Source organism: Pseudobutyrivibrio sp. 49, from assembly GCF_900100545.1.
Classification (GTDB): Bacteria; Bacillota; Clostridia; order Lachnospirales; family Lachnospiraceae; genus Pseudobutyrivibrio.
Genome location: NZ_FNDP01000001.1, coordinates 128,404 through 141,316 on the forward strand (window position 1 = coordinate 128,404; position 12,913 = coordinate 141,316).

A 12,913-nucleotide genomic window follows, 5' to 3' on the forward strand; every position below is an offset into this window, starting at 1 on the left:
TAGTGTGTTTATGAATTTGCCTCTACCATCTTAGTATATCTTAAGTTTACGAAGATACCAAGAACAACACCGATAGCTGTAAGAACAATGTTCATAACCATAACGCCTGATGGTGTCATAGCAGCAGCTGCTGTAAGGATTGTGTAGTTGCAAAGTGATGAAGCAATCATAACAAGTGCTGTAACTGTACCCTTAATCTTAGGGAAGAGCATGTTACATACAGATGTAGCAATCTGAAGAAGTCCGCCTGCTCCAGCCCAGCCGATAGCGAAAGCTGCAACCTTCATCATACCCTGTGATGGTGCCATAAGTACAAGGATTAATGTAGCAAGGCAAATGATAGGGTAAACTACGATGAAACGTACGTCCTTAATCTTACGTGTAAGAATAGATGTAACGATAAGAGCAAGGATTGTACCTGTTGAGTAGAAAGTCTGCATGATTGAAGGATCTTCCCAACCAACATTTGTCTTAGCGTAGTTCTGTGCACAGTTAAGCCATAACTGGAATGTACCTGTACATGTGAAACCGATAAGAATCATTGCAATTGACTCAATAGAGAAGTGAGTTGTCTTTAAGCTTGCAATAAGTCCTTCCTTCTTTTCAGCTGCAGCTGCATCTGAATCTGGAAGTGGAAGGATGAAGATAAGTACTACTAAAATAATGTATCCAATACCACAGATATAGAAAAGTCTGTTGTAGCTTACTAAGCCAGCAGCATTTGTTGCAACTGTCATTCCAAGGAAGAATGGAAGAAGCATCTGTGAGATTGCGATAAAGAACTTGATACCCATTGTAGCAATACCTGGAGCATCGCTGATGATTTCAGCAACAGCTGGGTAAATACCAGTATCAAGGAAAGAGTTAGCAATACCACCGATGATAGCGCAGATATAAGCAATCTGGTAACCACCGTTTGTACCTGCATTGAAGGCAAGTGCAAGACCGATAACGTAGATTGCATAAGAGCAACCACCGATAACTACAGAGATACGACGACCAAGCTTATCAGAAAGAGGTCCAGCGAATGGAAGAGCGATAAGTCTTCCGAGACCAAGTGCAGCTGAAATAGCTGTGATTGACATTACCTCAACGCCCCAGCTAGTAGCGAGAGCCTCTTTGATAACTGACTGTCCAAGAATTGAGCAGCCTACTCCGTGAATGAAGTAGTTCAAATAAAGAATTAAAGCTGCAGGATAATATTTTGCTTTTGAATTTGTTCCCATGAGATTTCCTTTCATTATTTAATATGAAATCAATTTGATTACTCGTACTTAATTCCAAGTACTTCCTTCATATGTTCGATTGGCATATCCTGACCTGTCCAAAGCTTGAAACCAGCAGCGCCCTGGAAGAGCATCATGCCAAGACCGTTCATCTTCTTACATCCAACTTCTTCAGCCATCTCTAAGAACTTTGTCTTAGCTGGAGCATAAACAGTATCTGTAACGATAAGGTCGGGACGGAGATAAGAAGTATCTGGAAGCCATGTCTGACCCTCGAGAGGCTTCATACCCATTCCTGTTGCGTTTGCAAGAAGGTAGCTGTCTGCGATTTCGCGTCTAAGAGCATCCTTATCAGCAAGATCGTAAAGAGTTGCTTTACAATCTGTTCTGTCGTTGATCTTGTCAACTGTCTCCTGTGCCTTGTCCCAGAATGCATCCTTGATGTTGAAGATAGATAATTCCTTAACGCCATCAAGAGCTGCCTGAATCTGGATTGCTGTACCAGCACCACCGCAACCAACGATAGTCATTTTCTTTCCGATTACATCGATATCGTAATCCTTAAGTGACTGCATGTAACCAATACCATCTGTGATGTGACCTGTAAGAACACCATTCTCGTTTGTAATAGTGTTTACAGCACCGCAAAGCTCAGCAGCAGGAGAGAGCTTGTCAAGATACTGTCCAACAACAGTCTTGTTTGGCATTGATACGTTCGAGCCAACAAGCTTAAGAGCTCTAAGTCCCTTAACTGCGTCCTCAAGTGTGCTGTTATCTACCTCAAATGCGAGATATGCATAATCGAGACCAAGGTAAGCAAAAGCCTCGTTGTGCATAGCTGGTGAGCTAGAGTGTCTGATTGGATAGGCCATAAGACCGATGAGCTCGGTGTGGCCAGTGATTCTTTCTGCCATTATTCATTTCCTCCAAAAGTGTTTATTAAGAATTTTTGATTTTAACAGTGCCCGCTAGTTAAATTGTTAAATTCTTAACAGTCTCTATGTATATTATTGTAAATGTATTAATAGAAAACTTCCAATACTTATATTGCGTAGAATTAATAGCATAAATGTACTGATTGTGGTATTATTAGACATATAGAACGAATTAATTGTGAACAAATTGTGCAGTTTTATGAATGAACTATGAAAAGGAGTCCAAAATGACATTAAATCAACTCACGTATTTTTATGAGGCAGCTAAGCTACAGCATTTCAACCAGGCAGCAGAGAAGCTTCATATATCGGAGCCATCTTTGAGTCGTTCCATTGGTTCATTAGAGAGCGAGCTTGGAGTTGTTCTGTTTGAAAAGACAGGTAGAAATGTTGTGCTTACAAAAACAGGGGATATCTTTTTTGAGCATGTTGATAAGATTCTTAGAGAAGTAAATCAGTGTGATAGAAAGATGCATCAGCTATCAGGTTCTGGAGGACACATTGATCTTGCCTATGTGGCTCCTCTTGCTGGGTCCTTTATTCCTAATATGTGCAGAGCCTTCTTATTAGAAGAGAAGAATCAGGCTGTCACCTTTACCTTCCATCAGGATATTACCTCTAGAAATATAGAAGGCTTAAAGGCGGGTAATTACGATATTATATTTGGTTCCTTTGTTAAAGATGAGCCTAATATTAAGTTTATTCCTGTTATGCAACAGGAGCTTGTGGTTATTATGCCAAAGGGACATCCTCTGGAAGAGTGTGATCTGATTGATGCCAGCGCTTTTTCTAAGTATCCTGTGTTAGGCTATACAAGAAACTCAGGTTTAGGCCGACTTACCAGAGATTTCTTTACTCATAATGATGTTGAACCTAATTTTATTTGCGAATCACCTGATGAAAATGGCATTGCTTCCCTAGTTGCCGCGGACTTTGGAATAGCTTTGGTTGCAGATGTAACTTCTATACATAGAGAGGATGTTACTATAAGGAAGCTTTCAACAGAACAGTACGTTTCACACACTGTTTACATGGCATACATAAAAGGAAGATACCAAATGCCAGCGGTTCAGCGTATGATAGATTTTATATTAGTACACTCAATGCATTAATAATTTGCAAAAAATGCATTGGATTTATTAGTTAAAGCGGGATTATACTTCTATTATAAGAAGCATGCCCGCTTTTTTTAAATTCTGAATAGCTCTACGTAAATAATTGTTTATTTAATAGGAGCGTCTAAATTATGAAAACTAAGTATCCACACATTTTTGAACCACTTACAATTCGTCGTATGACACTTAAGAATCGTGTTATGATGACACCAATGGGAACAAACTATGGTGATCAGAATGGCGAGATGACTTTTGTGCATATCGATTATTATGAGCAGCGTGCTAAAGGTGGCACAGGTCTTTTAATGGTAGAAAATGCCAGCGTATTTTCACCACAGGGTTCAAATGGTACAACTCAGCTAAGAATTGATCACGACAATTACATTCCACGTTTATGGTATTTTACTGAGAGAATGCACAAGCACGGTGCTTGCGTAGGTATCCAGATTAACCATGCAGGTGCATCAGCTGTTTCTGCACGTACAGGTATGCAGCCAGTTTCAGCATCTGATATTCCTTCAAAGGCTGGCGGAGAGACTCCACGTCCACTTGAGAAGGAAGAGATTTATGAGATCGTTAAGAAGTATGGTGAGGCTGCAAAGCGTGCTCAGACAGCCGGCTTCGACTGCGTTGAGATTCATGCAGGTCATTCATATCTTCTTAGCCAGTTCCTTTCACCTACAACTAATAAGCGTACAGATGAGTTTGGCGGTTCTGCAGAGAACAGAGCTCGTTTTACAAAGCTTGTTATCGAAGAGGTTAGAAAGCAGGTGGGGCCATTCTTCCCAATCTTTGTTCGTATTTCTGCTGACGAATTTATGGAAGGTGGTAACACTCTTGAGGATACCTTAGATTATCTTCAGTATTTCCAGGAAGAGGTTGATGTGTTTGATGTTTCAGCTGGTCTTAATGGTTCTATACAGTACCAGATTGATGCAAATTATCTTCCAGATGGATGGCGTTCATACATGGCAAAGGCTGTTAAGGAAAAATATGGTAAGCCATGTGTAACAATGGGGAATATTCGTGATCCTAAGGTCGCTGAGGAAATTCTTGAGAAGGGCGACGCAGATATCATCGGTATGGGTCGTGGACTTATCGCAGATCCAGCTTGGGTAAATAAGGTAGAGTTCAATAGAGAAGACGAGCTTAGAAAGTGTATCTCTTGTAACGTTGGTTGCGCTGGTCACAGAATTGGTCTTAATATTCCAATCAGATGTACAGTTAACCCTGCAGTTAATGCAAATGATGAATATTATAAGAGAAAAATCAATAAGCCTTGCAACGTAGTTGTAATCGGTGGTGGTACTGCTGGTCTTGAGGCAGCTTGTACAGCAGCTGAGGTAGGATGTACTACTTTCCTTCTTGAGAAGAAGCATGAGCTTGGAGGTCTTTCTGTTCAGATTTCTAAGATTCCTGATAAGAAGAGACTTGCTGATTTCCCTAAGTACATGATTAACCGTGCTAGCAAGCTCAAGAATCTGTTTGTATTCACAGACAACGACACTACAGTAGAGCAGGTTAAGGGATTAAAGCCTGATATTATTGTTAATGCTACAGGTTCAAATCCTACACTTCCTCCAATTACAGGTCTTATGGATCTTGTAGACAAGGAAGATTCTAATGTAGCTACAGTTATCAAGATGATCGAAAGAATCAATGATTACCCAGAGGATATGAAGGGTAAGAAGGTTGCTGTAGTTGGTGGTGGCGCCGTAGGTCTTGATGTAATGGAATTCTTTACAGAGAGAGGTTGCGAGGTTACTATCATCGAGATGCTTCCAATCATCGGTAATGGTCTTGATCCTATTACTAAGTGTGATACAGCTGCTAAGATGAAGAAGTACAATGTTCGTCAGATGACAAATACTGCTCTTCAGGAAGTTTGCAACGACAAGTTTATCGTTAAGACTCCAGAGGGCAATATCGAGAACATCGACTTCGATTATGGTTTCGTATGTCTTGGTATGAGAGCTAACACACCTATCATCAATGATCTTGAAGAGGCATTTGCTGATACTGATGTTGAAATTTACAACATTGGCGATTCTAAGCGTGCTCGTCGTATCATTGAGGGAACAGAAGAGGGCCGTGATATTATTAAGGTTCTTGAGAAGCATGAGTTTCTTTAAGATATAATCTGATATAATTACAGACAGATTGAAATTATGGGTTTCAATCTGTCTGTTTTTTTGTTAATATTAGTGTTACAATTTAAAGCACTAAAGTGAAGGAGAAGCTGTTATGGACCAATTAAAGATGTTACGTGAACACTTAGGACAGAATGATGAGATAATATTAAATGCGCTTTTAATGAGAAATAGCATTGTTGAAGAGATTATGGCTTATAAGGAAGCTAATGGTCTTCAGATATTACAGCCGGAGCAGGATGAAAAGCGCGAGAATTGGTTAAAGGCCAGTCTTGAAGGAAAGCGTCACGGCAAGGAAGTACAAAATGTTTTTAAGAGTATTGTTGAAAACTCTAAGCGTATTCAGGCAAGACATCTTTTTAATTACAATATTGTACTAATTGGTTTCATGGGAGCAGGTAAGACTACTATATCTGATTACCTCAGCACATGTTTTGCCATGGATGTGGTGGAAATGGATCAGGTTATCTCTGAGAGAGAGGGAATGAGCATCTCTGATATTTTTGAGGTATATGGCGAGGAACATTTTAGAAATGCTGAAACTAATCTTTTGAAGGAGATGCAGACAAAGCATAATGTAGTTATTTCCTGCGGCGGTGGTACTCCAATGCGAGAGTGCAATGTGGTAGAAATGAAGAAGAATGGTCGTGTTGTTCTTCTTACTGCAAAACCTGAGACAATCCTTGATCGTGTTAAGGACAGTCACGACAGACCACTCATTGAGAATAATAAAAATGTGGAATTTATCGAGGAGCTTATGCTGAAGCGCCGTGAAAAATACATGGCAGCAGCTGATATTATTATTGAGACGGATAATAAGTCAGAGCTGGAAATCTGCGAGGAACTTGTAAATTCACTTTTGAAGTTCGATGCAGACAACAAATAGAATAGGACGATAAAAAAGCCTGAGCTTTTCCTATAGAGGATAAGCTTCAGGCTTTCTGTTTTTGTAAACCATAAATTCTTTGAAGCCGCAGGTATTTAGCATATCAGGAAGCTTTTCAAAATCTGCAGCAACGTGAGCTGGTTCGTGGGCATCAGCGCCAAGGGTTATCATTTTTCCACCAAGCTCATGGTATCGTTTTACGATGGATAATGCAGGATTAGGATTTGCCAGCCCTTTTCTAAGACCGCCAGTATTTATTTCCAGTGATTTATCCATCTTTATTATCTTATTAAGAATCTCATCGACAATTTCAAAGTAAGGCTGATGAGTATCTTCTTTTACCTTAGGATCCTTTGCATATCTGAAGGCGTAATCCAAATGTGCAACAGTATCAAAGTCTGTAAATGCTGAAATATTCTCTAAAACACATTCGTAGTAGCGGGTGAGAAGCTGCTTCGCATCTCCGGATTCCCAAAAGGTATCAAAATATGGATCCTGCTTATCAATGAGATGAGTACTTCCTATTATAAAGTCGAAAGGAATATCTTTAGCTACCTTATATATGTCAGCTGCAATATGTGGCTGAATCCCAAGCTCAATTCCGGTTAATACTGTGAAGCTATCATTAGATTGTTCTATAGCAAGCCTGTGCTGCGCTTCGTAATAGCTGTAGGGGTCAAGTTCGAAAAAGCCATATTTAGGAGGATAGTCCAAATCCATATGGTCTGTGAAGGTGATACCTCGAAGTTTTTTTGCGCGAGCTGCGTTTATCATATCAATGGGTTCGGCCTTTGAATCCCCTGAAAAATTACTGTGCATGTGATTGTCCCAAAACATAATTCTGCCTCCTTTTGACGCTAATTCTAGCAGATTGAGAAAATTTTAACAATAATTTCATTTTGGGCTTGAATTATAAATTGGTTTTGTTTAAAATGTAGTACATACGGGGTGCATTTTTGTGGCACTTCGAAAAATTAATATTTTAAAAGAATCTTTAGGAGGATTTAAAAATGGCAGTAAGAGTAGCAATTAACGGTTTTGGCCGTATCGGACGTCTTGCATTCCGTCAGATGTTCGGTGCAGAAGGTTACGAAGTAGTAGCAATCAACGACTTAACTAGCCCAAAGATGTTAGCACATCTTTTAAAGTATGATTCATCACAGGGAAAGTACGAGCATGCAGATGAGGTTTCTTGCACAGATGATTCAATCATCGTTTGCGGTAAGGAAATCAAGATTTATGCATTCCCAGATGCAAACAATTGCCCATGGGGTGAGCTTAAGGTAGACGTAGTTCTTGAGTGTTCAGGATTCTACACATCAAAGGAAAAGGCACAGGCTCACATCAATGCTGGTGCTAGAAAGGTTGTTATCTCTGCTCCTGCAGGAAACGATCTTCCTACAATCGTTTACAATACAAACCACACAACACTTAAGGCTGATGATACAATCATTTCAGCAGCTTCATGTACAACAAACTGCTTAGCACCTATGGCTGACGCACTTAACAAGTACGCTCCAATCCAGTCTGGTATCATGGTAACAATCCATGCTTACACAGGTGATCAGATGACACTTGATGGCCCACAGAGAAAGGGTGATCTTCGTCGTTCACGTGCAGCAGCAGTTAACATCGTTCCTAACTCAACAGGTGCTGCAAAGGCTATCGGCCTTGTTATCCCAGAGCTTAACGGAAAGCTTATCGGATCTGCTCAGCGTGTTCCTACACCAACAGGTTCTACAACAATCCTTACAGCAGTAGTAAACAAGAAGGATGTTACTGTTGAGGGTATCAACGCAGCTATGAAGGCAGCAGCTAACGAGTCATTCGGTTACAACGAGGATGAAATCGTTTCTTCAGATATCGTAGGTATGAGATTTGGTTCTCTCTTCGATGCTACACAGACAATGGTTTCTAAGGTTTCTGATGATCAGTACGAGGTACAGGTTGTTTCTTGGTATGATAACGAGAACAGCTACACATCACAGATGGTTCGTACAATCAAGTACTTCTCAGAGCTTGCTTAATTCGTTTATCGAAATTAACGACTTTATTAGGGGTCCGGTCCACATGGACCGGACCCCTTTTTTATTAAGGAGGAATAATAAAAATGGCATTAAACAAAAAGACAGTTGATGATATCAACGTAAAGGGTCGCCGTGTTCTCGTTCGTTGTGATTTTAATGTACCACTTAAGGCTGGCGAGATTACAGATGATACACGTATCAAGGCAGCTCTTCCTACAATCAACAAGCTTATTGCTGATGGTGGAAAGGTTATCCTTTGCTCACACCTTGGTAAGGTAAAGAATGGTCCTAACGAGGGCGAGTCACTTGCTCCAGTTGCTAAGCGTCTTTCAGAGAAGCTTGGTAAGGAAGTTGTTTTCGTTTCTGATTACAACGTAACAGGCGAGGCTGCTACAAAGGCAGTTGAGGCTATGAAGGAAGGAGATGTAGTTCTTCTTCAGAATACTCGTTTCCGTGGCGAGGAAGAGACAAAGAACGGTGAGGCATTCTCTAAGGAGCTCGCTGATCTTGCTGATGATTATGTATGCGATGCTTTCGGTTCATCACACAGAGCACACGCTTCTGTAGCTGGTGTTACAAAGTTCATCACAGCTAAGGGTGGTTCTAACGTAGTTGGATACCTTATGCAGAAGGAAATCGACTTCCTTGGCAACGCTGTTGAGAATCCTGTACGTCCATTCGTAGCTATCCTTGGTGGTGCTAAGGTAGCTGATAAGCTTAACGTTATCAACAACCTTCTTGAGAAGTGCGACACACTTATCATTGGTGGTGGTATGTCTTACACATTCCAGAAGGCTATGGGATATGAAATCGGAACATCACTTTGTGATGATACAAAGCTTGATTACTGCAAGGAGATGCTTGAGAAGGCTAAGAGCATGGGTAAGGAGATTCTTCTCCCTACAGATGCTGTTACAATTGCAGAGTTCCCAGATCCAATCGATGCTCCAGTTGAGACTGTAGTATATGATTCAGACAAGATGCCAGCTGACAGAATGGGTTGCGATATCGGACCTAAGACAGTAGAGCTTTTCTCTAACAAGGTTAAGACAGCTAAGACAGTTCTTTGGAACGGACCAATGGGTCTTTTCGAGAACCCAGCACTTGCTGTAGGTACAGAGTCTGTAGCTAAGGCTCTTGCTGAGACAGACGCTACAACAATCATCGGTGGTGGTGATTCAGCAGCAGCTGTTAACCAGATGGGATTTGCTGACAAGATGAGCCACATCTCTACAGGTGGTGGTGCTTCACTTGAGTTCCTTGAGGGTAAGGAGCTTCCAGGCGTTTACGCAGCAGATGATAAATAAGAAAAGAGGAAAATAAAAATGGCAAGAAGAAGAATTATTGCCGGCAACTGGAAGATGAACATGACACCTTCTGAGGCTGTAAAGCTTGTTGCTGAGCTTAAGGATTTAGTAAAGAACGATGATGTAGACGTAGTTTACTGCGTACCTGCAATCGACATCGTTCCTGTAGTAGAGGCTGTTAAGGGTACAAACGTAAACGTTGGTGCTGAGAACTTCTACATCGAGGATAAGGGTGCTTTCACAGGCGAGATTTCAGCTCCTATGCTTGTTGACGCTGGTGTTAAGTACGTTATCATGGGACACTCTGAGAGAAGAGATATCTTTGGTGAGGATGATATCCTTATCAACGCTAAGGTTAAGAAGGCATTCGCTGCTGGTCTTACACCAATCCTTTGCTGTGGTGAGTCTCTTGCTCTTCGCAAGGCTGGCACATACAAGGAGTGGATCGAGCGTCAGATCACTTGGGACCTTTCAGGTGTTACAGCTGATCAGGTTAAGAATCTTGTTATCGCTTATGAGCCAATCTGGGCTATCGGTACAGGTGAGACAGCTACAGCTGATCAGGCTGAAGAAGTTTGTGGATTCATCCGTGAGCTTATTGCTAAGCTTTATGATGGTGCTACAGCAGAGGCTGTTCGTATTCAGTACGGCGGTTCTATGAACGCTGGTAACGCTGCTGAGCTTCTTAGCAAGCCAAACATCGATGGTGGTCTTATCGGTGGTGCTTCACTTAAGCCAGACTTCGGAAAAATCGTTAATGCTTAAAATTTAATGAGTTTTATCAATGACTTTGTTAAAATTGTCAATTATAAGTAAGAAAAACTCCTAAAGTTTTACATGCGCACCAGTCATCTGGTGCGCTATTTTTATTTTATTTGCCATATTTTTATGATATAATTTGCGCTGATGGACGTTTAGTGCCAGAAGGAGTTATTTTATGAGACGATTATCTCGTTTATTTCTTATATCAGGATTTTGTTTTTTAGCATTCACAGCTTGTGGCAAGGATGATGCCGAACAGACAGAAGAGGCAGTTGATACCACAGAGCAGGTTGCTTTTGATGATGTAGAGGTTGAGGACTATACAGTCCTTTCATATAGTGAGCTTGAAGTACTTGCTTATCAGGGCGATACAGAGGCTCAGGTTATGCTTGGAAGAATGCTTGAGTATGGTACAGAGGATGTTAAGCAGAATTTTGCAGAAGCTATCTCATGGTACCAGATGGCATCTGATTCAGGCAGCGTAGAAGGAACAGATGCACTTGGTTATTTCTATCTTACAGGTGCAGGTGTTGAACAGAATCTGGACAAAGCAGAAGAGCTTTTTAAATCAGCTATTGATGCAGGTTCAGTTAATGCAAAGGTTGGTCTTGCACGTGTATTACTTAAAAAGGGAGACTATGAAGCTGCAGAAACTGAGCTTGAAGAAGATACCACAGAGCATGCTACAGCAAATGAAAAGAAGTCGACTAAGAAGGATTCTGAGAATGATACTGATGAAAATGAGCTTTCACAGATCGTAGACTTACTTATCGTTGCTCAGCAGGCAGGAGATTTAGATGGTGGCTATTATCTTGGCTACATCTATGAGAAGGGTATCGGTGTTACTCAGGATTATAAAAAGGCTTACGACTATTACAATAGAGTAGTTAGAAGTACTAGCACAGCATTAAATGATAGAGATTCAATTAATCTTTCTAATATTGCCATTGCACTTATGTATATTAAGGGTTATGGAGTAGGCGTTGATACTGATGCGGCTATGGAGCATTTGACTGTAGCATCAGATAATTCATCACCAAAGGCCAGCTATTACATCGGACAGATGTACGAAAAGGGCATCGGTGTTGACAAGGATTATGAGAAGGCAATGGAGTACTACTTAAAGGCAGCAGACTTTGATTTTGCTCCAGCACTTAATCAGATTGGTTACCTTTATTACAATGGATATGGTGTAGATGTAGACTTTGCTTCGGCGGTTTATTATCAGAAGCTTGCAGCATTGCAGGGATATGCCATCGCCCAGGTAAATTTAGGTTTTCTATACGAAAATGGATATGGGGTTGAGAGGAATTTGGAAACAGCTTTGTCCTACTACGAAATGGCGGCAAATTCAGGATATGAAGGCGCCACTGAGGCTGTTGTCCGAGTGAAGGCACAGATTAATGAGGAAATGTAATTTAGGCTTAGCTTTAGTTTTGACATGTAGTGTTTTACTTTCCGGTTGCGGTGCAAAGGAAGGCATCGTAAGTTCTTTTAATTTAAAAGAAAGTCAGCCAAAGAAATTGCAGATAGCAGATTTGGGAGATGCATGGGATACTATTTTGAACAATAGTACCAAAGAATTTATTGGCGGACATCCTATAGATGAGTCCTTTTTAGCATTGGTTACATCAGAATATGGAGATAGTGTTATTGAAGAAATTGCCAGCTATGCTAATTTTGAAACTCCTGATATTTGGTATGAACTTACTGGAAAGAGCATACATGTTCTTTGGTATGAGTACTGTAAAAGTACAGGTATTCAGAGCTATTCATTAGGTAATACCTATGAAATAGATTGTGATGATGAGGTAGTCCTGGATTTCACAGGAGATATCTCATTTGCAAATGATGTTGCAACCACAGAATATATGGATCATCAGATTAATGGAATTACTGATTGCTTCTCAGAGGATTTATTGGAAGAGATGCGTTCAGCAGATATAATGATGATTAACAATGAGTTTGCATACACCACAAGAGGTGCTGCTCTTGAAGGAAAGGCATATACCTTCAGAGGAGACCCAAGCAGAGTTTCTCTTTTAGAGGAGCTTGGCGTTGATATTGTTAGTGTTGCTAACAATCACGTATTTGATTACGGCGAAACTGGTTTAAAGGACACACTTGATACACTGGAAGATGCTAAGATGCCTTATGTAGGCGCGGGCAGAAATTTAGAAGAAGCCAAAAAGCCAGTTTATTTCATAGCAGCAGGCAAAAAAATAGCTATTTGTTCTGCTACACAGATAGAACGAACCCTCAATTTCACACAGGAGGCGACAGACACTTTACCAGGTGTTTTGAAATGTCTTCATCCAGAAATTTTCTGTGGAGTAATTCGAGAAGCAAAAGCAAATTCGGATTACGTAATTGTTATTCCACACTGGGGTACTGAGGGAAATGCTAATTATGGAGAGGACCAGATAAATCTTGCAAGAAGCTTCGTAGAGGCAGGGGCAGATGTTATTATCGGTGGTCACACTCACTGCTTACAAACAGTATAAT

Annotated in this window: 11 protein-coding genes; 8 read left to right on the forward strand and 3 right to left on the reverse strand. The window is 40.7% G+C overall.

Features of this window, described 5'->3' with window-relative positions; all coding sequences use genetic code 11:
* Positions 1 to 8 precede the first annotated feature (8 nt).
* Together BLP54_RS00565 and BLP54_RS00570 are read right to left on the reverse strand one after the other, a co-directional pair.
* On the reverse strand, positions 9 to 1,226 hold the full coding sequence (locus tag BLP54_RS00565; RefSeq protein ID WP_090165730.1) for an MFS transporter: 1,218 nt from the start codon (positions 1,224 to 1,226) through the stop codon (positions 9 to 11).
* Between the two features lie 38 nt (positions 1,227 to 1,264).
* Positions 1,265 to 2,140 (reverse strand): shikimate dehydrogenase, encoded by an 876-nt coding sequence (locus BLP54_RS00570; protein ID WP_090165732.1) that lies wholly within the window; start codon positions 2,138 to 2,140, stop codon positions 1,265 to 1,267.
* Between the two features lie 248 nt (positions 2,141 to 2,388).
* Between BLP54_RS00570 and BLP54_RS00575 the strand changes: the two genes are divergently transcribed.
* The 3 genes from BLP54_RS00575 to BLP54_RS00585 all read left to right on the forward strand — a co-directional run bounded on the left by BLP54_RS00575 (position 2,389) and on the right by BLP54_RS00585 (position 6,312).
* Positions 2,389 to 3,273, forward strand: a complete 885-nt coding sequence (locus BLP54_RS00575; protein ID WP_090165733.1) for a LysR family transcriptional regulator — start codon at positions 2,389 to 2,391, stop codon at positions 3,271 to 3,273.
* 134 nt (positions 3,274 to 3,407) lie between these two features.
* A complete protein-coding gene (locus BLP54_RS00580) occupies positions 3,408 to 5,408 on the forward strand; it encodes an oxidoreductase (protein WP_090165735.1) in 2,001 nt (666 codons plus the stop codon).
* Positions 5,409 to 5,520: 112 nt separating this feature from the next.
* Positions 5,521 to 6,312, forward strand: coding sequence for a shikimate kinase (locus BLP54_RS00585; protein ID WP_090165737.1), 792 nt, complete (start codon positions 5,521 to 5,523; stop codon positions 6,310 to 6,312).
* Positions 6,313 to 6,342: 30 nt separating this feature from the next.
* On the opposite strand, the gene BLP54_RS00590 is transcribed toward BLP54_RS00585, so the two are convergent.
* Positions 6,343 to 7,149 (reverse strand): histidinol-phosphatase HisJ family protein, encoded by an 807-nt coding sequence (locus BLP54_RS00590; protein ID WP_090165739.1) that lies wholly within the window; start codon positions 7,147 to 7,149, stop codon positions 6,343 to 6,345.
* Between the two features lie 173 nt (positions 7,150 to 7,322).
* Between BLP54_RS00590 and gap the strand changes: the two genes are divergently transcribed.
* The 5 genes from gap (at position 7,323) to BLP54_RS00615 (ending at position 12,912) form a co-directional block, all read left to right on the forward strand.
* Positions 7,323 to 8,339 carry a type I glyceraldehyde-3-phosphate dehydrogenase gene (gene gap / locus BLP54_RS00595; RefSeq protein ID WP_090165741.1) on the forward strand — a complete coding sequence of 339 codons (1,017 nt, stop codon included), beginning with the start codon at positions 7,323 to 7,325 and terminating at the stop codon, positions 8,337 to 8,339.
* A gap of 83 nt (positions 8,340 to 8,422) precedes the next feature.
* On the forward strand, positions 8,423 to 9,646 hold the full coding sequence (locus tag BLP54_RS00600; protein WP_090165743.1) for a phosphoglycerate kinase: 1,224 nt from the start codon (positions 8,423 to 8,425) through the stop codon (positions 9,644 to 9,646).
* Positions 9,647 to 9,664: 18 nt separating this feature from the next.
* Complete coding sequence (gene tpiA / locus BLP54_RS00605) at positions 9,665 to 10,411, forward strand: triose-phosphate isomerase (RefSeq protein WP_090165745.1); 747 nt, start codon at positions 9,665 to 9,667, stop codon at positions 10,409 to 10,411.
* Between the two features lie 172 nt (positions 10,412 to 10,583).
* On the forward strand, positions 10,584 to 11,825 hold the full coding sequence (locus tag BLP54_RS00610; protein ID WP_090165747.1) for a tetratricopeptide repeat protein: 1,242 nt from the start codon (positions 10,584 to 10,586) through the stop codon (positions 11,823 to 11,825).
* The gene (locus BLP54_RS00615) at positions 11,812 to 12,912 is read left to right on the forward strand and encodes a CapA family protein (protein ID WP_090165749.1); all 1,101 of its coding nucleotides are present in this window, start codon (positions 11,812 to 11,814) and stop codon (positions 12,910 to 12,912) included. Before BLP54_RS00610 ends, BLP54_RS00615 begins: the two co-directional genes overlap by 14 nt.
* Position 12,913 lies beyond the last annotated feature (1 nt).

Excerpts from the sequence above, each read along its gene's own strand:
- BLP54_RS00565 (WP_090165730.1), bottom strand. The coding sequence starts at position 1,226 with ATGGGAACAAATTCAAAAGCAAAATATTATCCTGCAGCTTTAATTCTT.
- BLP54_RS00570 (WP_090165732.1), bottom strand. The coding sequence starts at position 2,140 with ATGGCAGAAAGAATCACTGGCCACACCGAGCTCATCGGTCTTATGGCC.
- BLP54_RS00575 (WP_090165733.1), top strand. The coding sequence starts at position 2,389 with ATGACATTAAATCAACTCACGTATTTTTATGAGGCAGCTAAGCTACAG.
- BLP54_RS00580 (WP_090165735.1), top strand. The coding sequence starts at position 3,408 with ATGAAAACTAAGTATCCACACATTTTTGAACCACTTACAATTCGTCGT.
- BLP54_RS00585 (WP_090165737.1), top strand. The coding sequence starts at position 5,521 with ATGGACCAATTAAAGATGTTACGTGAACACTTAGGACAGAATGATGAG.
- BLP54_RS00590 (WP_090165739.1), bottom strand. The coding sequence starts at position 7,149 with ATGTTTTGGGACAATCACATGCACAGTAATTTTTCAGGGGATTCAAAG.
- gap (WP_090165741.1), top strand. The coding sequence starts at position 7,323 with ATGGCAGTAAGAGTAGCAATTAACGGTTTTGGCCGTATCGGACGTCTT.
- BLP54_RS00600 (WP_090165743.1), top strand. The coding sequence starts at position 8,423 with ATGGCATTAAACAAAAAGACAGTTGATGATATCAACGTAAAGGGTCGC.
- tpiA (WP_090165745.1), top strand. The coding sequence starts at position 9,665 with ATGGCAAGAAGAAGAATTATTGCCGGCAACTGGAAGATGAACATGACA.
- BLP54_RS00610 (WP_090165747.1), top strand. The coding sequence starts at position 10,584 with ATGAGACGATTATCTCGTTTATTTCTTATATCAGGATTTTGTTTTTTA.
- BLP54_RS00615 (WP_090165749.1), top strand. The coding sequence starts at position 11,812 with ATGAGGAAATGTAATTTAGGCTTAGCTTTAGTTTTGACATGTAGTGTT.